We start from the raw sequence: 22,501 nt of genomic DNA on the forward strand, positions 1-22,501 counted from the left end.
TCCGCGTGAAAGACGGCTTTGGGGTTTATCCCATTATCTTCATTATTCAGCTTGCCAATTCGGCATCCGCTCTGCAGGATAACGAAGGCCTGCTGCCATTCCTTTTGGAATGATTGCGTTAATAGCTTCCATTTCCTGTGTGGATAAAACAACATCGATGGAACCTGCATTTTCCTCTAAATACGTAACCCGTTTGGTTCCTGGAATCGGTACAATGCCCTCTTGCGCAAGTAGCCATGCCAACGCCAGTTGAGAAGGTTTGACCCCTTTTTGGGCGGCAAGGTCCTTAACATGCTGCACGAGGTCCAGATTTTTCTGGAAATTCTCAGGTTGGAAACGTGGCACCGAGCGACGGAAATCATCTTCTGCAAAATCATCAAACTTCTGAATTTGCCCGCTCAAAAATCCGCGCCCAAGTGGACTGTAGGCCACAAATTCGATACCCAACTCCTTACACGTCGGTATAACTTCATCTTCCGCTTCCCGGCTCCATAAGGAGTATTCCGTTTGCAGCGCTGTAATCGGATGTACCTTGTGAGCGCGTCGAATGAGCCCAGGAGAAGCTTCGGACAGCCCCAAATAGCGGACTTTTCCCGCCTGAACCAAGTCACTCATCGCACCCACCGTTTCCTCGATAGGTACATTCGGATCGACACGGTGCTGGTAGTACAAATCAATCACATCTACACCCAGTCTTTGCAGGCTGCGGTCACATGCCTCTTTTACATATTCAGGACGGCCACTTACACCCATAAATGCGCCATCTTCCCCACGCATAATGGAAAATTTAGTAGCCAATACGACTTCGTCACGGTGGCTCCGCAGGACTTGGCTAATCAGTTTTTCATTTTTCCCCACACCGTAGACATCGGCAGTATCCCAGAAGTTTATCCCTAGCTCCAGCGCACGATGAAGCGTTTTGATCGACTCCTGATCATTCAACTCACCGTAATATTCGGACATTCCCATGCAGCCCAGACCCAGTGCAGATACTTGAAGGTCGCTGTTACCCAGTTGTTTCTTTTTCAATTTCTATCACTCCTAAATATCAGAATAGTCATCGCATTTCCTAATCACCACGTCACATTCCGTATGTTACTACTTAAAGTTAACTTGAAGTCAAGCATTGTCTTGTATAAGCTATTTCAAAATTTTTTAGAAAAATTTGATTTCCGGGTTGTAAGAGGCCGCTGTAAATTTCCTATATATATGAGAAACGAATTATCGCGCGAGATTCGGTTTCAAAATAATCCAATTGGAGGTTTAACATGCCAGCAAACTACTCTTACACCAAAACGTCCGATGGTTTCCATGTTATCATCACGCCAGCTTCGAATATTCAAAATAAAAATATTCGAAGCCGGATCACACAGCAAACCGATTACGGGATTAATGGGGGCTTCTTTAACCCAATCAGCACAACAAAGGCGCCGACCGAATGTTTGTCTATCGCGGTCACGCCTAATAATACCCATGATACGAAGGCAAATGCCAAAGGAAACAGCCGTGGTACGGCATTTATCTACACAGATAGCAACAAAACAAAAATGGGAATTGTCCGTGCTTCAAGCGTAACGGATCTCAAAAAACAAATGGGGACTTCAGTTGCGTATAAGTCTATTATTAGCGGCGGCAGCTTGTCGCTGAAGAAAGAGGAAGAAGCATGGCTTAAGGATCTAAAAGATATTGAAAAATTTGATTTGAACGGAACGTTGCGATACACCGATTCCACCGGTCGAACTGGCCTGGGCTTCAAAGTCGTAAATAATGTTTGGCAGGTCTACCTGGTCGTTCATGAAAATGCAACGCTAAAACAACTTCGCAATTATTTTATTAAACAGGATTGCTTTGAAGCCATTCTTCTTGATGGTGGAGGCTCGTCCGGTATTCAAGTCAAAAACTCTGCAGGCACTATAGTTAAGTATGAGCAAACACGTTATATCTACAACATGGTGAAACTCATTAATATCACCTAAGCCCTATGATATAACGTGCTTTTATAGGAGTAAGGAGGCCTATCGGCCTCTTCTACAAATCCAGCACAACAATTTCCAATGCCAGGAAAACAGGTGTTACAGGGTACACATAAGAAACTTCAATCGGTTGCCCCGCTTGTAATTGTGCTGGATTGATTAATTGCCTCCGCTGACCATCCATCTGCTTATAAATATGTGTATCTGGGATAGATATATAGACTGATTGGATAGGTTTTTCCGTTGGATCATCACTTTGGGGTAGTTCTTTAGCAAATTGAACAGGCCGTTCAAATCGGATCAAATAGTCCATGGTAGGGGCTGCTAAGGGTTGTTCTACTTCTTTTTCAATCCTTTCAATACTTTCGATCTTGGCACGCCCTGTATATACTGTTGTACTTTCCAGACGATCCAAGTCAAAAATAGATTGAACCACCGCCCCATTAGATTTGTTAACCGGCGTAGCCGATTCTTTTGTAGAACATGCAGGCAGTAAAGCTGCCGCAAGCAAGGCAAAAACAAGAGCAGAAGCTCTATTTTTCATAAGTGATCCTCCCGAATCTGGTTTAAAGAATATGTTCATTATTAAGACGCAAACAGGAACAATTTGGTTGCTTTAATCTGTATTTATCTATTACATTCTGAAAGGTGTGCAATTATATGTTAAAAAAACTCGGTTTAGCAGTCCTCGCTGCATCAACACTTTTAGTAGGAAGCTCTATTACGGCAAGCGCTGATTCTACTGTAAATTACGATCATTTGCTCTCGGCAGGGACCACTAACGCTTTCCTGGCCATGGAAGATGGATCTTCATTTTATGCAACGGGAAGTAACGGTAATGGCAAGCTCGGCGTGGGCGCTGGCGGAGGGAATAATAAAACAAGTCCGATGCAGGCTCATGTATCTGATATCGCTATGATTGATGCCGGTGCTCTGCATTCCACCTTGCTCAAAAAAGACGGAACCATCTGGTCTTGGGGCTTTGCAGGTTACGGGGAGCTAGGAACAGGGATTAAAAAGGGTTTTGTAAATGAGCCTGTTAAAAACAAATATATTAATGATGTGAAGGAAGTGAGGGCGGGTGGTCAATTCACACTTGCCCTCAAAAATGACGGAACCGTGTGGGCCTACGGAGAAAACAACTTTGGCCAACTGGGCATTGGCACAAAAGGAGCTTCCGCCTTTTCCGTTAAGCCTGTGCAGGTACAGGGTTTGGAGAATATTGTAGCCATTGACGCTGGCGATAGCTTTGGGGCAGCCTTAGACAAAGATAATCAGCTATGGGTATGGGGGCGTGGTTATGATGGGGCAATGGGGCAGGATGATAAAGAAGACCAGCTCACCCCTGTTCAATATCGAATTGATGACATCAAAAATTTCACTGCCGGAGCTGACCGCATTTACGTATTAACGAATAGCGGAGAAGTATACGCTTCCGGTAGCAATACTTCAGGAAAGCTTGGGGATGGAACCTCTACTTTTAGAAGATCACCCGTATTGATCAATGTTTCCAATGTAAGTAGACTGAAAGCAGGCAAAACTCAAACTTTTGCACTTAAAAATGATGGAACTCTTTGGGGCTGGGGAACCAATAATGAGGGGCAGGTAGGTGACGGGACCGATGTATTTTCTGTTAAAGTCCCATCCCAAGTTGTAGATGACACAAACACGCCACTAACCGATGTAGTAGCATTCAGTGCAGCAGGAACCCACTCCCATGCTTTGACAGCCGATGGGACGGTTTGGTCCTGGGGATATAACAAAAACGGCGAACTGGGAATCGGTAGCACCAAAGAACAATATGCTGCCACGAAAACGAATTTCCCAAATCCTTTTTCGGAATAACCAATATTCTTATCCTTAATAAATTGTTTAAGGAATACGCTTAGCCCTCCGTTTTTTCCAACCCCAAAAAAGCAATAAGGGCAGTCCAATCAACTGCCCTCATTGCTTTTATTTTCATTTAGAGCTGCTTTATTACAAATAAAACTATGATTATGTATGAACAGAAGCGCTTCAGTAGCTTCTGGACGGTAGGGAAATTCATTTACAGAGCTAAGGCTTCTTCCGTAATCTTTTTGATATCAATGGATGAAGGCGTTTCTTCCTTGACCATATCGGGCAGGATATTTTCCAAAAAATAATCAACACAGTGTAACTGAATATTCTTGATTTTCACAAGCGCATTACGATACATGACTATAAATTCTTTTTCAGTATTTCCCCGCTGTAGTTCGGCAAATGCTTCGTACACCTGATCCATCTTGTCAGCAACTTCAAGGATCAAACCTTCTACTGAATTATCTTTGCCTTCCCGTAACTGTTTGCGAAAAATAGCTTTAAAATCCTCGGGAATATTCTCTTCAATAAAATACTCAATCATACCTTCTTCGACCTGCTGGATTAATAATCGTAGTTCCTTAGAGGAATGCTTAACAGGCGTTTTGATGTCCCCAATAAAAATTTCCCCGTAATCGTGACTGCTCGTAATCTCGTATAGCTTTTTCCAGTCAATACTGACACCATTTCTCTCTTCAATATCAGCCAGCGTTTTAGCGTATTGTACTACTTTCCAAGAATGTGCCGATACGCTGTGTTCCTCGAATTTAAACTTACCCGGACAACGGATGATTCTCTCCAGCTCATTTAGCGACCGAAAATACGTGTGAATCCCCATCATTGCATCCATCCTTTAATATATATGAGATAGTCAATATAAACCCCACTATAAACCTCAACTATTAACAGCAGATTATCGCAATATCAAGTTGAATCCACACATGTAGCACATATACAATTTTTGCTATACACTTTATAAAAGAGGAGTTTGCAAAAATCCAATAAAAGTAAAAGTGGTGAAATCGTTGTTCAAAATCTTACTAATTGAAGATGATGAAACTTTGTTCCATGAAATGAAGGATCGGTTAACTCAATGGAACTATGATGTGTATGGCATCCAGGACTTTAATAAAGTCATTCAGGAATTCACAACGATAAAGCCTGATCTAGTCGTGATAGATATTCAATTGCCGAAATTTGATGGGTTTCATTGGTGTCGAATGATTCGATCCCACTCTAACGTCCCCATCCTTTTCTTATCATCACGGGATCATCCTACGGATATGGTGATGTCGATGCAGCTTGGAGCGGATGATTTTATCCAAAAACCGTTTCATTTTGATGTACTCATTGCAAAATTACAGGCGACACTTCGCCGCGTATATAATTACAATACAGAGCCTGTCTCTCTGAAAACATGGCGTGGAGCGACAGTCGATTATGAAAAAAACGTAGTAGCCAATGAGGCTGGCTCCATCGAATTAACCAAGAACGAGATTTATATTTTGAAGCTGCTGATCGAACAAAAAAATAAAATTGTTGCACGAGAGGAATTAATTAAAAGCCTCTGGGATGATGAACGTTTTGTCAGCGACAATACCCTGACCGTCAACTTGAACCGCCTGCGCAAAAAATTGGACGAGCTGGATTTGGGCCGTTTCATTGAAACGAAAGTCGGGCAAGGCTACATGGCTACAGAAGAGGCACCTGCCTATGATTAAAAAATACCTTATAGAGAGGCGGAGCTGGATTCTACTGTTTGTGTGTCAGCAATTCCTGATCCTGTTCATTGCTTATGTGGATGCAGCAATTCCGTTAACGCCGATTCTTTATATCGTCTTCTTATCTATGATGATTTTCTTGGTTTTTTTAATCATTCGCTATCCCAAGGAAACCAGATTTTTTGCCACACTAGAAGAATGGGAGAGCCCTCTTGAACTAACGGGTATAGGCGAACCGGGGAGTCCGTTTGAGCAAATCATTGAACAAAAAATCACTGACCAGACCGAACGGTTACAACAGATCATCTCGCAAAATCAATTGACACTTGAACATGAAAAAGATGAATTGTTATCCTGGATTCATGAGGTAAAAACACCTTTGACCACCATGCATTTGATGATTGAGCGGTTGGACGATAAGCCCCTAAAAGCTCAGTTAACCTATGAATGGCTACGAATCCACTTACTGCTGGATCAGCAGCTCCATCACAAACGCATATCCTTTATTGAAAATGATCTGTATGTCGAGCAAGTGAATTTAAAATCTCTGGTTTTTAATGAAATCAAAGCATTACAGTCATGGTGCATCCAAAAAGGGATCGGTTTTGACATCCAATTGGAGCACATGGAAGTGCTGAGTGATGCCAAATGGCTGGCTTTTATCATCAGACAGCTCTTAACCAATGCCATCAAATATAGCGATGCCAGTGATATTTTCATTCATAGCTATGTACAAAGGGAGCGAATACAGCTTGAGGTCCAAGACTTTGGGCGCGGTATTGATCCGAAGGATATACCCCGTATTTTTGAGAAAGGTTTTACCTCCACAACCCAACATTCTGATCATACTTCAACGGGCATGGGGTTATATTTAACGAAAAAGGCAGCACAGTCCTTGCTCATACATATAGATGTGCACTCCAAACCGAATGTGGGTACAACCTTCACTTTAATTTTCCCCAAACGAAATGATTTCGTGAGCATGGTGAGCATGTGACAGAGATGTCACATGCTTTTATGTATTGTTCGCCCAATCAAAGGAAAAACATCGGCTCTATTTTTATAATAAGGCTACAAGAACAATAAGGAGTGCATCGAAGTGAATATTTTAGAAGCCCATAAAATCCATAAAAGCTACGGTAATAAGTTAAATATGCAGGAGGTTTTGCAGGGAATTGATATCCTTATTGAAGAAGGGGAATTTGTCAGTATTATGGGAGCCTCCGGTTCAGGTAAAACCACACTGCTGAATGTTCTTTCCTCTATTGATAAGGTGAGCCAAGGTTCCATTAAAATCAATGATATCGAAATGACGAAAATGAAAGAAAAGCAACTGGCTGAATTTCGCAAAAAGCATTTAGGTTTTATTTTTCAAGAATATAATCTGCTGGATACGCTAACTGTGAAGGAGAATATCCTCTTACCCTTATCCATCACCAAAACGCCTAAAAAAGAGGCTAACCGAAGATTTCAGGAAGTGGCTACAGAACTGGGGATTTATGAGTTGAAAGATAAGTACCCCAATGAAATCTCGGGTGGACAGAAGCAACGTACATCTGCGGCCAGAGCGTTTATTCATGAGCCCAGTATTATTTTTGCCGATGAACCTACAGGTGCACTGGATTCCAAGTCGGCTTCCGATTTATTAAATAAGCTGGGCCAATTAAACCAAAAACGCAAGGCAACCATTATTATGGTCACGCATGATCCTGTCGCTGCCAGCCATTGCAGTCGAGTCATTTTTATTAAGGATGGGCAGATGTATACGCAGCTTCACAAAGGCGAGCAGGAAAGACAAAGCTTCTTCCAGGATATCATGAAAACCCAAGGGGTCTTAGGCGGGGTCCAATATGAACATTAATCTGCTCATTCTAAAAAATTTGAAAAAAAACCTGAAAAATTATTACCTTTATGTTTTTGCTCTCATTTTCAGTGTTGCGCTCTATTTCGCTTTTGTCACATTACAATACGATCCTTCCATGGACGAAGTGAAGGGTTCTGTTAAAGGTGCAGCTTCCATACGGGCAGCATCCGTTTTACTGGTCGCCATTGTCTGCATCTTCCTTTTGTATGCTAATAATATCTTTATAAAAAGACGCAGCAAAGAAATTGGCCTATTTCAATTGATCGGAATGACTAAAAATAAAATTTTTCGCATCCTGAGTGCTGAAAACTTAATTCTATACTTCAGTTCACTATTCATCGGAATTGGGGTTGGATTTTCCTTTTCCAAATTAGTGATCATGATTTTATTTAAGACGACGGGCGTCGAAGCCATTGCCACTTTATATTTTTCTAACCAAGCATTGACTCAAACACTCATCGTTTTTGGTATCATCTACCTATTGATTATGCTCATGAATTATTCTTTTATCAAAAGACAGAGTATTTTGTCTTTGTTCAGAGTATCCTCAACCACCGAAGGGAAAATCAAGAAAATATCTATCTATGAGATAATCATCGGGATCATCGGAGTTTCATTCATCGCTTTAGGATACTATGTTTCTTCCAAATTGTTTGGTGGAGACTTTACATCCATGAATGAGTTATTTATGGCTATGGTGTTTATTTTGGGCTCTGTCATCATCGGAACACTCCTTTTTTATAAAGGATCTATCCGCTTTATTTCCAATATCATCAGAAAAAGTAAAGGCGGCTATTTGAACATTAATGAGGTGCTGTCTCTCTCATCCATTATGTTCCGTATGAAATCCAATGCTTTGTTGTTGACCATTATTACGACGGTATCGGCACTTGCCATCGGTTTACTCTCCTTAAGCTATATCGCCTATTATTCTGCGGATCAAGCAGCTGAGGACAATGTGCCTTCCCATTTTGCAATGACGAATCTACCGGATGCGGAGAAATTCAAAATGTTACTTCAGGAGCATGACATAAAATATCTAGAAAAGAAGATTGAAGTTATTCAAGTCAGCGTGAACACAGCGCAAATTATGGACACTCCTCTGGAAGGATTAAATATCGGTGCGAATTCCATGACGTTGCCTGTCATAAGCGATCAATCTGTGAAGGGTACGGATGTATCTCCAGGCCAAACGATTTTAACAGGCTATAATGATTTGTTACAGAAATTCATGTCCTTGAAAAACTCAGGTCCATTGGATTTGAAGGGAAATAAGGAAGTCATACACCAACAATATGTGGGTCTAAAAAAGGAGTACGTGATTCCCTACTATTTCACAGCCGGTGGATTACCCACTGTCATTGTAGACGAAACTATCTTTGAGCGGCTAAAGAAAGATGAAAATCCTGAGATTCAAAAGAAGTCATCCTTATATATTGGAATTGATATGATAAATGCAGAACAGATCAAAGAAGCCGATCGTCTCTTTGCAGCTGCGAATTTTAATGATCAACAAACATCACGCCTTGAAATGAGCAGCAATCAGAAGCGGAACATGGGAGTGATCATGTTTGTAGTTGGATTTTTAGGACTCACCTTTCTCATTACATCAGGCTGCATTCTTTATTTTAAGCAAATGGATGAGAGTGAAGACGAAAAAGCCAATTACACCGTGTTAAGAAAGTTAGGGTTCACCCAGAGCGACCTGCTTAGAGGCATTAAAATAAAACAACTCTTTAACTTCGGCATTCCACTAGTAATTGGCCTATCACACAGCTATTTTGCCGTCCAATCCGGCTGGTTCTTGTTTGGAACTGAAATTTGGATGCCTATGATCATCGTTATGGTGCTGTACACCGCCTTATATTCCATTTTTGGGATACTATCCATCCTGTATTATAAAAAGGTCATTAAATCAGCATTGTAATCGGCAAAAAGCAAAAAAAGCCCCAGGCGAAATGAAGTGAACCCTGTCAAGTAGACAGCTATCAAAAAGCAATAATTAAGCAGCCTGAGTCCTGTATTCATAAGGAGTCAGGTTGTTTAGTTTCTCTTGAAAGCGTTCATGGTTGTAGAAATGGATATACTTTTGAACAGCATGCTCCACCTGTTGAGCTGAATGGAAGGCGTGGAGATAGAAACACTCGGTTTTAAAATGACTGAAGAAGTTTTCTATACATGCATTGTCCCAGCAGTTCCCTTTTCGGGACATGCTGGCCTGTATTCCGTATCGCTTGAGCAGGTTGGTATATTGGCGAGAGGTATATTGAAATCCTTGGTCGCTATGCAGTAGAACACCTCGCGCATCCTGTCGCTTCCTTGCCTTTTTCACTGTATCCAACACCAGGCTCAAATCGTTTCTGCGGCTGATCTGGTAGGCAACAATTTCGTTGTTAAAAAGATCCTGAATCGCGGAAAGGTAGAGCCTCTGTCCATTGAATATGAGGTAAGTGATGTCTGTTACCCACTTTTGATTCAACTGGTCGGCCTTAAATTCCCGGTTTAGATGATTGCCAGAAATGACATAGGCTTCTTTCTTGCCGTAGTAAGGTCTCTTCCTACGAATGATCGCCTTGATTCCTAGTTCACCCATAAGTCTCCGTACACGCTTATGATTTATATGTATGCCATAGATTCGATTCAACCAAACCTTCACCCTGCGGTAGCCGTATATTCCTTTCAATTTCTCGTAACAAGCCATGATTTTTAGCTTCATGGTTTCATCTTCCCGCTGTTTTTGTGAAACGAACATCTTTCGCTTTATCCATTTATAAAAGCCGCTTTTGGATACTCCGGCCAGTTCACATAGTAGTACGATGCTATGTCCCTTACTAAGCAATTCTTGGATCACCGCAAACTTTTTACTCTTGGGTACAGCCTCCATTCCTCCTTTCACATCTGCAAGAGCTTTTTTAGCATTTCATTTTCTGCTTCAAGGCGTTTCAGCTTGACCTCCGGATCTTCGGGGCGTGTTCGAGGTCTGCCGATGCCAGGCCCTTTTGCTTTGCCTCGTTTTTCCTCTAGACCTTTCATTCCCTCGGCTTTGAAGTGTCTCACCCATCGGCGAACCAGCGAAGCGTCAATCTCCATTTCTCGTGCCACGTTTTTATATCCAATTCCCTTGTTGAGGTACAGATCCACTGTCTTTTTCTTGAAGCTCACATCGTAAGTTTTTCTTATTACTCCCATAGAAAAATCCCCTCCATAATAGACAGATTAGTCGGCTTGCTCTTTTCTGTCTACTATGAGGGGATCATATCAAAAGCGCTGGGGCTTTTCCAAATATTTGAGCATTTTTGTTCCTATGTGTACAATAAAATAACTATCATCGTAACCCCAAAGGGGGAGAGCTTATTTTATTATTAATCATCAATGGCATCGGCATCGTAGCCAATATCATACTCGGTTCCTCTGTAGGCGTGGCTATTATCGTAGGAATCGTCTTTTTCCTGATTGGCTTGCCTGAGTTTAAAAGATCGCCGAAACTCACGAAAAAGGCTAAAAAAGATATCACCTATATTATGTCAACCCTATTAACTCTCCTTATATTCGTAGTTATTGTTTCTTGGAATCTCCACACTTCAGGTGACCTGTTTCTTGAAGGTCCGCTAACACCGCAAATGAAATTTCACTGGGGACAAAAGGTGTTGATGCTAGGGTTACTCGAAGGCTTATGGGCTGTCATCAGCCTAAAATGGCTGTTGCCTATCTTTTTTGATCCGCTGGATCTCAGTAAGAAGCAAATCCTTGTTTTAGTAAGCGGGATTGTATTTAGTGTGGTTTCAGGTATTTATGCCATGCTTGAAGCAAGTTAAAAAGTCTCGCCCTTCTCTGTTACGCACAGGAAGAGCGAGACTTTTTTATTATTGGTTCCCCTCTACAGAGGCTTATGTGAATGCTTAACGCAAAGGTTCAAACCCCTCTGCTTGCTTCAGAATCCGCTCAATTTCCACGCATGCCTCCGGTTGCAGCGTCACGTCGACTGCTTTTACATTTTCTTCAATTTGTGCCGGTTTAGTGGCCCCAATGAGCGCAGCGCTGATACCCGGTTCTCTCAGAATCCAGGCAAGCGCGAGCTGTGACAGGGTGATACCCAAATCCTTCGCCAGCTTATCCAGCTCCTGGACACAGTTTAGAACGGTATCGTTCATGTAACTGCTGATGACATTATTGACAGATGCATCAGCCCCGCGGCTGCCCGTCGGTAAAGGTTGTCCAGGCTTGTATTTACCCGTGAGGATACCTTGGGCCAGAGGCGAAAATACAATTTGGCCGATACCTACCTGCCCGGATACGGGAAGTACCTCATGTTCGATATAACGTTCGAACATATTATAGATCGGCTGATTGGCAATCAGTGGCCGCAAATTCAGCCTTTTTCCAATCCCATAGGCATCCGTGAGCTGGGCAGCACTCCATTCACTGACAGCAGCGTACAGAATCTTACCCTGAGCCTGAAGGTCATCGAGCGCTCGCAGCGTCTCCTCCAAAGGAGTATCCGAATCATAACGATGACAGAAGTACATGTCGATATAATCCGTGCCAAGACGCTTCAGACTCGCTTCACATTGCTCCATAATGTGCTTGCGTGACAGTCCCCTGTCATTGGGACCAGAATCCATAGGGAAGTAAACCTTGGTAGATAACACATAGCTCTCTCTTCGATAAGGCTTCAAGGCAGCTCCCATAGCCTTCTCGCCTTCTCCCCGGTTATACGCGTTCGCGGTATCAAAGAAATTAATCCCGAGTTCAAAGGCTTTGGCAATACAGGTATGAGCTGCTTCCTGCTCGGCAGCTGTACCGTACGTTAACCAGCTCCCCAGACCGATTTCACTAATTTTAAGACCACTGTTGCCTACATTTCTATATTTCATATCTACTCCTTCTTTCATAAGAAGATCATATTTTTATATTTTAACATGTAAACCCTTTCATTAAAATCATTGATAAAGGACTCATGGAGTTATATGAAGGATATCTACCACCCTGACTGTTAGGGTGGTAGATGCTTATAGCCTCACAATCTCAAATCATATTTACTTGCTTCCTACAGGAAAAAGCGCATCATATGCAGGACAAGGTAGTTTGTCGAGAAACGCCTGAAGCTGCTTCGGTTTATTTTTGTAAATATCCTTTAAGGATGTTCCATTATAAATATTGCCGATGACCACAGGATGGCATAGCTCACAGATCAGGATGTCCCCGTTCCCGTGAAGATGGAGCTGTTTTTTACCATCAACACAGTTAGAAAAATAAACACCAGGCTGTTCCTTGAAGCCCAGCGCTTCTGCAAAACGGTCCATACAGGTGAAATACAACACAGTATCATCTTTTTTATGTGCAATCAGGTCATGAACGGAACGAACGAGCGCTTCCTTGGTGGAAATAGCATTCCAGTTCGTATGATCCATCACAATGCTGTTTTGGATTTCATGGATGCGCACACCGAGTTCATATACCTTTTCGCTAATCGCTGGCATGTTGTTCTGTGTCTCCGCAAACAGCAACGTCTCTAGCACCGTTTCCAGCTTGGCTTCGGTACATAACCGGATATTTTGAACGATTTTCTCATACATGCGAGGATGAACATGATAATAGGTTGCATATTTATCGGCATCCGTGAAGTTGAAAGAGATATGAATGTTGGAAAGTCCTGCATCACGTAGTTTCTCAATTCGTTCAGGGCTGAGCAAGCTGGCATTGGTATTGAGCTGGGTAGCGATGCCCTTGCTTGAACAGTGAGCCACAATGTCCAAACAATCCTCATACTTCAAGGTCACTTCTCCCCCGGACAGTCGCACACGTTTTAACGTTGGAATGTCATCAATAATATCAATGACCTCTTTGCTGCTAATGCATTGCCCATCGTTCCGCTGATACGCGCAGCAGTAATCACACTTGAAGTTGCAATTAGAGGTGACCCCGACTTCCAGTCCCTCCAGCTCGTAGATGCCCGGCGTTTCCAGTTCAAGTGCTTTATATTTGTTGTCTATACTCACTTTCTCATGATCCTCCCGATCTCAGGCTTATGTCTTGAATTCCCTTGAGATTATACAGAATAGGAGCGGTTTGTAGATATGACATTGGTAACGGTGGGGGCAAACAGATACAACAGCGGTAGCGACCTTGAAATTCGCTTATCAGCGCTGAAAAATTAATTTGACAAGTACTACCTAACTTTAGTAAATTCATATTAGTTAAGCCCTTAACTACATTTATGGTGGTGATCGTTTGAAAGACCTACAGGATTACGTACTTGATTTGCCGCTGCATTCTCTGGTTTTCTTTTCACTGGTGGAAACGACAGCCGGATTAGTTGATGTCTCAGAAAAATACTGGCATTCGAAGGGAACCAATGGAGCCAGAATTCGAATTCTGGTTGAAATCATGAAGGAAGGAGGTACAATTCTGCCATCTGTGCTCGCCCAAAGGATCGGTGTCACCAAATCAAATATTAGCCTGCTGCTCACCCCGCTCGAAAACGAAGGATTCATTCGCCGGGAAGGCCATCCCATGGACGGTAGAAAATCGGTAATTTCTATAACAAGCGAAGGGCAAAGCCTTCTGCTGCGTAATTTACCCGAAAACCGGCAGAGGATTGCGGAAAAAATGCAGGTGTTGAATGATCAGGAATTGAAGCAGCTCCTTTCCCTGCTCAACAAATTAAAGAGGACGTAACGGCTTTTCTACTCAATTGGTTAAGTCCTAAACTAAAATCCCATTTGTATAAAAAGGATGATATTCCATGTCGATCGTTATTACTGGAGCCAATGGTCAATTGGGGAGCCTAATCATACAACAGCTCCTTCAAAAAGTCTCACCTCATGAAATTACCGCTTGTGTTCGCCACCTTGAAACCGGAAAACACTATGAGGCACAGGGAATTACAGTACGATTGGGTGACTACGATCAACCCGATTCGCTTGAGCAAGCATTCGCGGGTGCTTCCCAACTGTTATTGATTTCAAGTTCACATCCCGACGATACGATTCGTATTCGTCAACATACCCATATCATAGAAGCAGCTAAAAAATGTGAAGTAGAACACATTTTATACACCAGCTTTGCCTTTTCTGAAGCCAGCTCTATCCCCCTCTCCAATCTGCATTTGGCTACAGAACACGCCATTTGTACCACCGGAATTCCTTACACTTTTCTACGGAATGCATTATATACCGATTTTGTCAAAACTCTCGACCTGAACGCCGCCATAGCGAAGGGCGCACTCGATATTTACCCTGGGGAGTGGGAATTTAACACCGTGACGCGTTGGGATCTTGCCAGAGGGATCGCAGCAGTGCTATCCGGTCCAGACCGCCATAAGAACAAGAAATATGAATTCGTCTCCTCCAGTCCCTGGACCTTTTCAGATTTGACAGCAGCTTTGACCGAGCTTACAGGCAAATCCATCTCCCTCCGTCAAGACCCTCAAATCAAAAATTGGATATTTGGGTTTTTGGGCAAAATAGATACGCGTTCCACGTCGGATAATTTGGAACAGTTGATCGGTGGTCCGCTCACTTCACTGAAAGAAAGCATCCGGCCCTTTATCTCCATATGAAAAGCAACGCTAAAAATTTTCTTGCCAACATCCACTTCATAAATTGTGAGCGATATGTGAACTGGGCATACTTCTCATTCCCAAATCCATACTGATTATATCTGTTGGTAATGGAGGCGGGAATTGTGGATAAAAGGATGAATCTGCTTATGTTCAGCGGCGATTATGATAAGGCAATGGCTGGACTGATTCTGGCAAATACAGCGCGGGAATTGGACGTGGACGTGACTATGTTTTTTGCGTTCTGGGGACTATTTCTGGTTCGTGATCCTGACAAGATGACGTTTGAGGACAAGACGATTTATGAAAAAATCATGGGCTGGATGACTCCAAAAGGACCCGAAGAGCTGCCATTATCCAAAATGAATTTTAGTGGTCTTGGCAAGCTGATGCTGACGGAAATGATCGAAGATAATGAAGCACCGAAGCTCATTCATTTCTTGAAAGGAGCGCGGAAGAAAAATGTAAAATTTTATGCCTGTAAGCTATCGGTCGATATTATGGGTTTTAAACCGGAAGAATTTATACCTGAACTGGAAATTATCGAGGCCAAAACGTATTTAAAAGATGCGCTCGAATCCGATATGCAGTTGTTTATATAAGATAGACTTGCGCCTTATCCGGCTGTTGGATGAGGCGTTTATTGTGACTAAATGATGACACTCGCCTATTTTTTTTAACCTATTCGGGCCTACCTACGTACCCTAAGAAGACAGAACGACTTGGGAGGCGCCGTATGCTCATGGCTCGAATTGGAAGCAGCAATTGTAGGTATCAGCCTTCTAACGAGGCTTATTTCCAAAGGTATCGTGAAAGTACAATCGGATATCACCAGACCTTTGAATCTCCATATGGGCAAAAAAAGCTGATTTATGCGGATTGGGCAGCCAGCGGCCGTCTGTATGGACCCATCGAGTCGAAAATAGCTAATGAATTAGGCCCTTTTGTGGCGAACACGCATACGGAGTCTAATTTGACAGGAACTCTGATGACCCAAGCCTATGAAGAAGCGAAACAAATCATTAAGAGCCACGTTCATGCCAATGAACACGATATCATCCTGTTCGCCGGGTCAGGTATGACAGGTGCAGTGAATAAGCTTCAGCGACTGTTAGGATTGAAAATACATGAAAAATTAAAGCCCCTCTACCCCATCGCCGAAAAAGAACGTCCCGTTATTTTCGTTACACACATGGAGCATCACTCCAATCATATTTCCTGGGCAGAAACCATTGGAGACGTTGTCTGTCTTCCTCCGGGTTCCGGCGGGATTGTCGATCCAACTTATCTCGAACGACTGCTGCTTCAATTCCAGCATCGCCCTATCAAAATCGGCGCCTTTACCGCCTGCTCCAATGTTACAGGGTTCGAAGTGCCGATTTACCAGCTAGCCCGCAAAATGCACGAACATGGTGGCGTTTGTTTCGTTGATTTCTCGGCAAGCGCACCTTATGCCGAGATCAACATGCACCGCACAGATCCCCTTGAGAAACTGGACGGGATTGTATTTTCACCCCACAAATTTCTTGGGGGTCCCGGTACAAGCGGCGTTTTAATTATGGATTCGAGGCTGTGCCTCAATTGTGCTCCGGATCAGCCAGGAGGGGGCACAGTTAGCTGGACCAATCCTTGGGGTGGATACGAGTATAAAGATAATACTGAAGCCCGTGAGGATGGAGGGACGCCTGCCTTTCTGCAGGCCGTCCGAACGGCGCTCTGCATTCGGCTGAAGGAACAAATGGGACAGAAGCGCCTGTTGGAGCGCAAAAAGGAACTGACATCATTATTACTAAAGAGCTTGAGTACCATACCAGACCTACACATTTTAGGAGGAAGTAGCCAAGAACGAATGGGAATCGTTTCTTTCGTTGTCGGCCATATTCACTATAACCTGATTGTAAAACTATTGAATGATCGGTTTGGCATCCAGGTCCGGGGCGGCTGCTCTTGTGCAGGCCCCTACGGACATTATTTGCTGGGCATCGACCAGCAAACATCTAAACAAATGACAGACCTGATCCATGCGGGAGACTTATCTCGAAAACCGGGCTGGGTGCGTCTGTCGCTCCATCCCATGATGACGAATCAGGAAGTCTCCTATATCGCCTCTTCCATACGGGCAATCGTGGAAAACATCATGACCTGGCAAAAAGAGTATACCTATCAACCAGAATCAAACGAATGGCGATCTATGAATGAACATCACAAAATAGACATCAGCAAATGGTTCAATTTCAGCGATTAAGAGACTCATGTCCATTTCCTTCTTTCAAAACTCTCATAGGATACACTGTAAATTACTATATGAGGAAAGAAGTGACGACAATGGGTCTCAATTTTCGCAACAGTACTAATGCGGCTATCTTTGTAGTCTTCGCCTACCCGGACTTCAGCTGTACTCCTGTTAACTACTCTAAAACAGGCTGGTACCGAGTTAACCCCGGACAGACTGTTCAGTTGTGGAGCGGCTACGCAGGAGGTAATACATTCTTTTATTACGCCGAAGATGATTTTGGACGCGAATGGAGGGGGACATACCTCACTCAAGTTCCTGAGAATGCCTTCAATTGGTGCTGGGATACAGGCTGTACCACTTGTAGAAGCGTGGGACTGCGGAGAATCGCAGTTAGTCCGTTCGTCTTGGACTACACCATCAACTTTGTAACGAGCAGCAGTCAAAGAAAACCTGCATCATCCACACTCCGCATGACATTGCCTTCCAAAGCAACCCAAGAGAAACCTATTTTGCGCAGAGTTCCTGCAACACCTAAGAGACTAAAACAGGGGAAGCCTCAATTACAGAAACGCATCACGCATAAAAAACGGACCAAATAAAAAATGATCTGATCAGCTCGCATATAGTTTTTTAGAACCCAAAAAAGGAGCGACCTCACCCCCATGGCCTGCTCCTTTCTCTTTTATCTATGAGGTAACCCGCTTATTTACTCTCGGATTCCCACTTGGATATCTCTTCACGAACCCGTGGTGCTACCTCTGTTCCCAATAGCTCAATAGCTCTCATGACATCATCATGCGGCATCGTACCGACGGGCACGTGCAACAGAAAACGTGTAATGCCTACCTGTTTACGCAGATGAATAATTTTTTGGGCAACCGTATCGGGATCGCCTACATACAACGCTCCTTCAAAGCTGCGTGCGGCATCGAAGCTGGAACGAGTGTAAGGGCCCCAACCACGTTCACGCCCAAGCACATTCATGCTCTGCTGAGTGGAAGGGAAAAACTTATCCGCTGCCAGCTCAGTAGTCTCTGCTATAAAACCATGCGAGTGTGATGCAACCGGAAGCAGCGATGCATCATGACCAGCATGCCTAGCGGCTTTTTTATACAGTTCTACCAACGGGGCAAACTGTACAGGGCTACCCCCAATAATCGCCAGAACCAACGGCAAACCGAGCAAGCCTGCACGAACCACAGATTCCTGATTCCCCCCACTCCCAATCCATACAGGCAACGGATTTTGAACTGGACGCGGATACACGCCCAAATTGTGAATTGCAGGCCGATGCCCGCCTTTCCAGGTGACTTTCTCGGAATCTCGGATTTTCAATAACAACTCCAGCTTTTCATCGAATAACTCATCGTAGTTATCCAAATCATACCCAAATAACGGGAACGATTCGATAAAAGAGCCCCGGCCTGCCATAATCTCAGCTCGTCCATTCGAAATACCGTCCAGTGTAGCAAAATCTTGAAACACACGTACGGGATCATCCGATGAAAGCACCGTAACTGCACTGGTTAACCGAATTCGTTGGGTCTGTGCTGCTGCAGCAGCGAGGATAACAGCCGGAGCAGATGCCGCATAATCTTTACGATGATGCTCCCCCACGCCGTACACATCCAGCCCTACCTGATCTGCAAGCACAATCTCCTCGACCACTTCACGTATACGTTGTGCGTGACTGATAACCTCACCCGTTTGGGGATCCGGCGTTGTTTCTACAAATGTGCTTATACCTATCTCCACTTGTTCTACCCCCTATTTTCATGTCTTTTTCTCATACGACTGCTTTCGAAGCCAATCATTTTAAAAACCGATATCTTTATATTGAACCTTTTTCACATCTTTTTCAAGCTCTCCTTTTTTGAGTCTGAAAACCAGCCAAGGGAAGTGTCCAGATTCGCCGCAGGAAAAGAAGTCTCTTTGTCGAATATTTTATGGAATAAAGAAGATTCCCATCCCCACAACATGAATACAACAAGGAGGCACATACATTTATGGCTTTTGTCATTAATAATTTAAAGGATAACAGCAATGTTGCCATCACTGACCAATTAGGTGGATTTACGGTACTGGAATACATAACAGATTTGAGTTCTACCTCGGTTATGGCTGCGAAAGACAATTACTATATGAGTAAAAGTAACATGCGCCGCAAACAGCTCATGATCGAAATCAACAATAGTGAGATTATGATGAAGGCGGGGGCCATGCAATATACTGTGGGTAGCATGGAAATGACTACCGGTGTAAAAGGCGTTGGAGGCTTGATGCGAAACTTGGTGTCCGGTGCTGTAACGGGAACAGGTGCCATTAAACCACACTATAGAGGCACGGGTACCATTATGCTGGAGCCTACCTACCAATATATTTGGCTTATTGATGTCGACAATGATGATATTGCCATCGAAGACGGCTTGTTTTTGGCTTGTGACACGACGCTGGACATTTCCGTCGTTGCACGTAGTAATCTTTCCTCTGCTGCACTGGGTGGAGAAGGGTTATTTAATTTAAGCGCCCGCGGAAAAGGAGTTCTGGCACTTCAAGCTCCAATCCCTTCCGAGGAAGCGGTGGTTATAGAATTGCAAAATGATGTGCTGAAGGTGGATGGTAACTTTGCCCTCATGTGGTCCAACACCTTACAGTTCACCGTCGAAAAATCCGGGAAAACCAAAATGGGCTCGGCTGCTTCTGGCGAAGGGCTGGTGAATGTGTACAGGGGAACGGGAACCGTATGGTTAGCACCATTGTAAATAAAAAAGGAGAAGCCCTCGGCTTCTCCTTTCTTGCATTTTAATTCTTTTTTACAAACTCCGATTTTAGCTTCATTGCTCCAAAACCATCAATTTTGCAGTCAATATCGTGATCGCCATCCACCAGACGGATGTTTTTTACTTTGGTACCGATTTTCAAGACGGATGAGCTTCCCTTCACTTTAAGGTCTTTAATGACAGTTACAGAGTCACCATCCTGCAGGATGTTACCATTCGCATCTTTGACGACCTTTACGTCTTCACTGCTTGCTTCTGACTCGGTAGACCACTCATGAGCGCATTCCGGGCAAATGAAAAGACTGCGATCCTCATAAGTGTACTCTGAATTACATTCAGGACAATTTGGTAAATTAGACATGGTATTATGTACTCCATTCATTTTCGAATTCTACTGCTATGCTAAGCTTCCTTGATAGACCAAGCCTGCTCCAAGTCTTCCTTGGAGTTCCCTACAAGTATATTGGATAATCCGTCACGATTCCACTCATCGATGAAACTAATCTGAGTATTGTTGTACCTTATATGTAAGCGCTCTGTCTGCTGAAAATGCCGAGAGGTAAACATGTAATTAAAAAGGATGCTGCCTTCCTAAGCAGCATCCTTTTTTACGGCACGTTTATTATGCTTGGGTTTGCTTAATCAGTTCGCTAATTCCTTGACTAAGCGGCGTAAGGGGGCGTTTCAACAGCTTCTCGAAATCGTTGCTTACGACATCCAAGGCTCCTTCACGAATCGCTTGTTGAATACCAACCACAATAGGGATGGCACCTTCCGGGACTCCCGCACCGAGCATAACCTCGGCATACGTAGCATCATCCACCTGCTGTACAGGAACGTCTTTGCCCAGAACCTCAGCCAGTATCGCTGCAAACTCTTCTTGGGTAATCGGCTTACCGGAGAGCTCGTATATTGTATTCTCATGCTCTTCGCCAGACAAAACAGTTGCAGCTGCTTGTGCATAATCTGCGCGGGTAGCCCACCCTACTTTACCGGACCCTGCCGAGGTTAGCCAAGGAGCCCCCGCGAGTACGGATTGGATCGTGCCTGCCTCATTTTCCAGATACCAATTATTACGCAGGAAGGAGTAAGGAATACCTGACTCGCGAATGAACTCCTCCGTGATGCGATGTACGGGGGCAAGGAATAGAGTGCTGTCAGCGGCATTGGCTGCGCTAGTATAAACGATGAAGCCTACTCCAGCACGCACAGCAGCATCAACAGCCGCTTTATGCTGACGGATTCTAGTATCATTATCCCCGTCTGCGGATATAATCAACAGTCGGTCTACTCCAGCAAATGCTTGATCCAGCGTCTCCGGTTTATCAAAATCGCCATGACGAACCTCAACGCCACGAGACCGTAAGTTCTCTGCTTTTTCTGGATTTCTTACACTAACAATAAGATCGTTTGTGGAGACAGATGTAAGCAACGTATCTACCACGATGGAGCCCAGTTGCCCCGTTGCTCCTGTTAATGCGATTTTCATATGAAATCCTCCATTCAGATTGTATTTACTTTTATATAGTAACTAAAAATATAACGCATGTCTAATCTAGAGTCTAAAGGTCTGCTTTTCGGGTAAGAGTTGGTACAACAAACTCTCCCCAGAGAAAGGAACATGTATATGAAAAAAGCTATGGTCATTGTAAATCCCTCTTCCGGCAAAGAGGAATCTCTCCAACATGTCAGAAGCGTAGAAGAAATTCTACGTGACCAAGGATACGTTGTTATGGTTAAAGAAACGGCAAAGGAACTGGACGCCACCCGTTTTTGCGTTAATGCGTGTGAGGAAGCTTGTGACCTAGTCGTTTCCATCGGCGGGGATGGCACACTTCACGAAACCATCAACGGCTTCATTGATCAAGACCACCGTCCAAGACTGGGGGTCATCCCCCTTGGGACAGTCAATGATTTTGCCCGTGCCTTGCAAATTCCGCTAAGTCCCGAGCTAGCGATCCGTACACTGACTTCTGCCCGCGTGAAAAACGTAGATATAGGCCTCTTAAACGGTCGGATGTTTGCCAATGTGGTTGCCACAGGTTCGCTTGCTGAATCGCTATCAGCTGTATCATCAGACGATAAATCCATGTTTGGCACGTTTGCCTACTTCAAAGAAGGCATGAAAGAGCTTATCAGCCATCCTGACCACTCACTTATCGTCAACTACGATGACAAAACCTGGGAGGGGAAATCCCCGCTCTTTTTGGCTACTTTAACCAACTCAGTTGGCGGATTCGAGAAACTGGCGCCCGATGCAGCTGTTAACGATGGTCTGCTTCACTGCTTTATTTTCAAAAACCTCAATATATTGAACACCGTGACGGCCAGCATATCCTTATTTTTAGGCAACCTGAAGGATCATAGTGATATCGTTTACTTTACCGCAAAGCATGTAAGTGTCAGCTCCGCAGAACCGGTCAGTACGAATGTAGATGGTGAGGAAGGGCCGTCTTTGCCTATCGAGCTTGGTATTTTACCGCGTCATATTGAGGTAATTGTGCCGGAAGAGGTTTAAGTAATGGGG

The 22,501-nt window shown here is 43.8% G+C and carries 25 protein-coding genes; 14 read left to right on the forward strand and 11 right to left on the reverse strand.

The window, feature by feature from the left end:
* Nucleotides 1-42: 42 nt before the first annotated feature.
* The gene (locus KAI36_RS26300) at nt 43-1,029 is read right to left on the reverse strand and encodes an aldo/keto reductase (RefSeq protein ID WP_023991025.1); all 987 of its coding nucleotides are present in this window, start codon (nt 1,027-1,029) and stop codon (nt 43-45) included.
* A 239-nt stretch (nt 1,030-1,268) separates the two neighbouring features.
* On the opposite strand from KAI36_RS26300, the gene KAI36_RS26305 reads away from it, so the two are divergent.
* A complete protein-coding gene (locus tag KAI36_RS26305; RefSeq protein WP_220026433.1) occupies nt 1,269-1,976 on the forward strand; it encodes a phosphodiester glycosidase family protein in 708 nt (235 codons plus the stop codon).
* Nucleotides 1,977-2,028: 52 nt separating this feature from the next.
* Here KAI36_RS26305 and KAI36_RS26310 read toward each other — a convergent pair whose 3' ends face one another.
* Nucleotides 2,029-2,517, reverse strand: coding sequence for a hypothetical protein (locus KAI36_RS26310; RefSeq protein ID WP_220026434.1), 489 nt, complete (start codon nt 2,515-2,517; stop codon nt 2,029-2,031).
* 116 nt (nt 2,518-2,633) lie between these two features.
* On the opposite strand from KAI36_RS26310, the gene KAI36_RS26315 reads away from it, so the two are divergent.
* Entirely contained in the window at nt 2,634-3,818 is a 1,185-nt protein-coding gene (locus KAI36_RS26315) for an RCC1 domain-containing protein (RefSeq protein WP_220026435.1), read from the forward strand.
* 202 nt (nt 3,819-4,020) lie between these two features.
* On the opposite strand, the gene KAI36_RS26320 is transcribed toward KAI36_RS26315, so the two are convergent.
* Nucleotides 4,021-4,650, reverse strand: a complete 630-nt coding sequence (locus KAI36_RS26320; protein ID WP_023991029.1) for a YfbR-like 5'-deoxynucleotidase — start codon at nt 4,648-4,650, stop codon at nt 4,021-4,023.
* A 187-nt stretch (nt 4,651-4,837) separates the two neighbouring features.
* Here KAI36_RS26320 and KAI36_RS26325 point away from each other — a divergent pair, with 187 nt between their 5' ends.
* The 4 genes from KAI36_RS26325 (at nt 4,838) to KAI36_RS26340 (ending at nt 9,324) form a co-directional block, all read left to right on the forward strand.
* The gene (locus tag KAI36_RS26325) at nt 4,838-5,533 is read left to right on the forward strand and encodes a response regulator transcription factor (protein ID WP_220026436.1); all 696 of its coding nucleotides are present in this window, start codon (nt 4,838-4,840) and stop codon (nt 5,531-5,533) included.
* Nucleotides 5,526-6,530: a sensor histidine kinase gene (locus KAI36_RS26330; RefSeq protein WP_220026437.1), complete on the forward strand. Its 1,005-nt coding sequence runs from the start codon at nt 5,526-5,528 to the stop codon at nt 6,528-6,530. The genes KAI36_RS26325 and KAI36_RS26330 overlap by 8 nt, the downstream gene beginning before the upstream one ends.
* A 102-nt stretch (nt 6,531-6,632) precedes the next feature.
* Nucleotides 6,633-7,394: an ABC transporter ATP-binding protein gene (locus KAI36_RS26335; protein ID WP_013312666.1), complete on the forward strand. Its 762-nt coding sequence runs from the start codon at nt 6,633-6,635 to the stop codon at nt 7,392-7,394.
* On the forward strand, nt 7,384-9,324 hold the full coding sequence (locus KAI36_RS26340) for an ABC transporter permease (protein ID WP_220026438.1): 1,941 nt from the start codon (nt 7,384-7,386) through the stop codon (nt 9,322-9,324). Before KAI36_RS26335 ends, KAI36_RS26340 begins: the two co-directional genes overlap by 11 nt.
* A 75-nt stretch (nt 9,325-9,399) precedes the next feature.
* On the opposite strand, the gene KAI36_RS26345 is transcribed toward KAI36_RS26340, so the two are convergent.
* Both KAI36_RS26345 and KAI36_RS26350 read right to left on the reverse strand, forming a co-directional pair.
* The gene (locus tag KAI36_RS26345) at nt 9,400-10,293 is read right to left on the reverse strand and encodes an IS3 family transposase (RefSeq protein WP_220025381.1); all 894 of its coding nucleotides are present in this window, start codon (nt 10,291-10,293) and stop codon (nt 9,400-9,402) included.
* The gene (locus KAI36_RS26350; protein ID WP_220025382.1) at nt 10,290-10,586 is read right to left on the reverse strand and encodes a transposase; all 297 of its coding nucleotides are present in this window, start codon (nt 10,584-10,586) and stop codon (nt 10,290-10,292) included. The genes KAI36_RS26345 and KAI36_RS26350 overlap by 4 nt, the downstream gene beginning before the upstream one ends.
* Before the next feature lie 230 nt (nt 10,587-10,816).
* On the opposite strand from KAI36_RS26350, the gene KAI36_RS26355 reads away from it, so the two are divergent.
* Nucleotides 10,817-11,212 carry a hypothetical protein gene (locus tag KAI36_RS26355; protein ID WP_220026439.1) on the forward strand — a complete coding sequence of 132 codons (396 nt, stop codon included), beginning with the start codon at nt 10,817-10,819 and terminating at the stop codon, nt 11,210-11,212.
* A gap of 84 nt (nt 11,213-11,296) precedes the next feature.
* Here the strand turns inward: KAI36_RS26355 and KAI36_RS26360 are convergent, their stop codons facing one another.
* Together KAI36_RS26360 and KAI36_RS26365 are read right to left on the reverse strand one after the other, a co-directional pair.
* Nucleotides 11,297-12,271 (reverse strand): aldo/keto reductase family protein, encoded by a 975-nt coding sequence (locus tag KAI36_RS26360; protein ID WP_220026440.1) that lies wholly within the window; start codon nt 12,269-12,271, stop codon nt 11,297-11,299.
* 162 nt (nt 12,272-12,433) lie between these two features.
* A complete protein-coding gene (locus KAI36_RS26365) occupies nt 12,434-13,396 on the reverse strand; it encodes a radical SAM protein (protein ID WP_220026441.1) in 963 nt (320 codons plus the stop codon).
* A 232-nt stretch (nt 13,397-13,628) separates the two neighbouring features.
* Between KAI36_RS26365 and KAI36_RS26370 the strand changes: the two genes are divergently transcribed.
* From KAI36_RS26370 to KAI36_RS26390, 5 genes are all read left to right on the forward strand, one after another.
* Entirely contained in the window at nt 13,629-14,075 is a 447-nt protein-coding gene (locus tag KAI36_RS26370; RefSeq protein WP_076295181.1) for a MarR family winged helix-turn-helix transcriptional regulator, read from the forward strand.
* A gap of 67 nt (nt 14,076-14,142) precedes the next feature.
* Complete coding sequence (locus KAI36_RS26375; RefSeq protein ID WP_220026442.1) at nt 14,143-14,958, forward strand: NAD(P)H-binding protein; 816 nt, start codon at nt 14,143-14,145, stop codon at nt 14,956-14,958.
* 125 nt (nt 14,959-15,083) lie between these two features.
* On the forward strand, nt 15,084-15,560 hold the full coding sequence (locus KAI36_RS26380) for a DsrE/DsrF/DrsH-like family protein (protein WP_023991039.1): 477 nt from the start codon (nt 15,084-15,086) through the stop codon (nt 15,558-15,560).
* A gap of 134 nt (nt 15,561-15,694) precedes the next feature.
* On the forward strand, nt 15,695-17,203 hold the full coding sequence (locus KAI36_RS26385; RefSeq protein WP_220026443.1) for an aminotransferase class V-fold PLP-dependent enzyme: 1,509 nt from the start codon (nt 15,695-15,697) through the stop codon (nt 17,201-17,203).
* Nucleotides 17,204-17,283: 80 nt separating this feature from the next.
* On the forward strand, nt 17,284-17,793 hold the full coding sequence (locus KAI36_RS26390) for a DUF1036 domain-containing protein (RefSeq protein WP_220028216.1): 510 nt from the start codon (nt 17,284-17,286) through the stop codon (nt 17,791-17,793).
* Between the two features lie 103 nt (nt 17,794-17,896).
* On the opposite strand, the gene KAI36_RS26395 is transcribed toward KAI36_RS26390, so the two are convergent.
* Complete coding sequence (locus KAI36_RS26395) at nt 17,897-18,949, reverse strand: LLM class flavin-dependent oxidoreductase (protein WP_220026444.1); 1,053 nt, start codon at nt 18,947-18,949, stop codon at nt 17,897-17,899.
* A gap of 251 nt (nt 18,950-19,200) precedes the next feature.
* Between KAI36_RS26395 and KAI36_RS26400 the strand changes: the two genes are divergently transcribed.
* Nucleotides 19,201-19,956, forward strand: a complete 756-nt coding sequence (locus KAI36_RS26400; protein ID WP_025719198.1) for an AIM24 family protein — start codon at nt 19,201-19,203, stop codon at nt 19,954-19,956.
* A 40-nt stretch (nt 19,957-19,996) separates the two neighbouring features.
* Here KAI36_RS26400 and KAI36_RS26405 read toward each other — a convergent pair whose 3' ends face one another.
* From KAI36_RS26405 to KAI36_RS26415, 3 genes are read right to left on the reverse strand one after another with little or no spacing between them, the layout of a single operon-like run.
* Nucleotides 19,997-20,335 carry a zinc ribbon domain-containing protein YjdM gene (locus tag KAI36_RS26405; protein WP_013312677.1) on the reverse strand — a complete coding sequence of 113 codons (339 nt, stop codon included), beginning with the start codon at nt 20,333-20,335 and terminating at the stop codon, nt 19,997-19,999.
* Between the two features lie 41 nt (nt 20,336-20,376).
* Nucleotides 20,377-20,541, reverse strand: coding sequence for a hypothetical protein (locus KAI36_RS26410; protein WP_220026445.1), 165 nt, complete (start codon nt 20,539-20,541; stop codon nt 20,377-20,379).
* A gap of 55 nt (nt 20,542-20,596) precedes the next feature.
* Nucleotides 20,597-21,463, reverse strand: a complete 867-nt coding sequence (locus tag KAI36_RS26415; RefSeq protein WP_220026446.1) for an SDR family oxidoreductase — start codon at nt 21,461-21,463, stop codon at nt 20,597-20,599.
* Between the two features lie 138 nt (nt 21,464-21,601).
* Between KAI36_RS26415 and KAI36_RS26420 the strand changes: the two genes are divergently transcribed.
* Nucleotides 21,602-22,492 (forward strand): diacylglycerol/lipid kinase family protein, encoded by an 891-nt coding sequence (locus KAI36_RS26420; RefSeq protein ID WP_220028217.1) that lies wholly within the window; start codon nt 21,602-21,604, stop codon nt 22,490-22,492.
* Nucleotides 22,493-22,501: the final 9 nt, after the last annotated feature.

The sequence above is a fragment of the Paenibacillus sp. S02 genome (genome assembly GCF_019454065.1).
Lineage (GTDB): Bacteria > Bacillota > Bacilli > Paenibacillales > Paenibacillaceae > Paenibacillus > Paenibacillus polymyxa_B.

Coding starts and splice junctions, on each gene's coding strand:
- KAI36_RS26305 (WP_220026433.1), top strand. CDS start 1,269: ATGCCAGCAAACTACTCTTACACCAAAACGTCCGATGGTTTCCATGTT.
- KAI36_RS26310 (WP_220026434.1), bottom strand. CDS start 2,517: ATGAAAAATAGAGCTTCTGCTCTTGTTTTTGCCTTGCTTGCGGCAGCT.
- KAI36_RS26315 (WP_220026435.1), top strand. CDS start 2,634: ATGTTAAAAAAACTCGGTTTAGCAGTCCTCGCTGCATCAACACTTTTA.
- KAI36_RS26320 (WP_023991029.1), bottom strand. CDS start 4,650: ATGGGGATTCACACGTATTTTCGGTCGCTAAATGAGCTGGAGAGAATC.
- KAI36_RS26330 (WP_220026437.1), top strand. CDS start 5,526: ATGATTAAAAAATACCTTATAGAGAGGCGGAGCTGGATTCTACTGTTT.
- KAI36_RS26340 (WP_220026438.1), top strand. CDS start 7,384: ATGAACATTAATCTGCTCATTCTAAAAAATTTGAAAAAAAACCTGAAA.
- KAI36_RS26350 (WP_220025382.1), bottom strand. CDS start 10,586: ATGGGAGTAATAAGAAAAACTTACGATGTGAGCTTCAAGAAAAAGACA.
- KAI36_RS26360 (WP_220026440.1), bottom strand. CDS start 12,271: ATGAAATATAGAAATGTAGGCAACAGTGGTCTTAAAATTAGTGAAATC.
- KAI36_RS26375 (WP_220026442.1), top strand. CDS start 14,143: ATGTCGATCGTTATTACTGGAGCCAATGGTCAATTGGGGAGCCTAATC.
- KAI36_RS26385 (WP_220026443.1), top strand. CDS start 15,695: ATGCTCATGGCTCGAATTGGAAGCAGCAATTGTAGGTATCAGCCTTCT.
- KAI36_RS26390 (WP_220028216.1), top strand. CDS start 17,284: ATGGGTCTCAATTTTCGCAACAGTACTAATGCGGCTATCTTTGTAGTC.
- KAI36_RS26400 (WP_025719198.1), top strand. CDS start 19,201: ATGGCTTTTGTCATTAATAATTTAAAGGATAACAGCAATGTTGCCATC.
- KAI36_RS26405 (WP_013312677.1), bottom strand. CDS start 20,335: ATGTCTAATTTACCAAATTGTCCTGAATGTAATTCAGAGTACACTTAT.
- KAI36_RS26410 (WP_220026445.1), bottom strand. CDS start 20,541: ATGTTTACCTCTCGGCATTTTCAGCAGACAGAGCGCTTACATATAAGG.
- KAI36_RS26415 (WP_220026446.1), bottom strand. CDS start 21,463: ATGAAAATCGCATTAACAGGAGCAACGGGGCAACTGGGCTCCATCGTG.
- KAI36_RS26420 (WP_220028217.1), top strand. CDS start 21,602: ATGAAAAAAGCTATGGTCATTGTAAATCCCTCTTCCGGCAAAGAGGAA.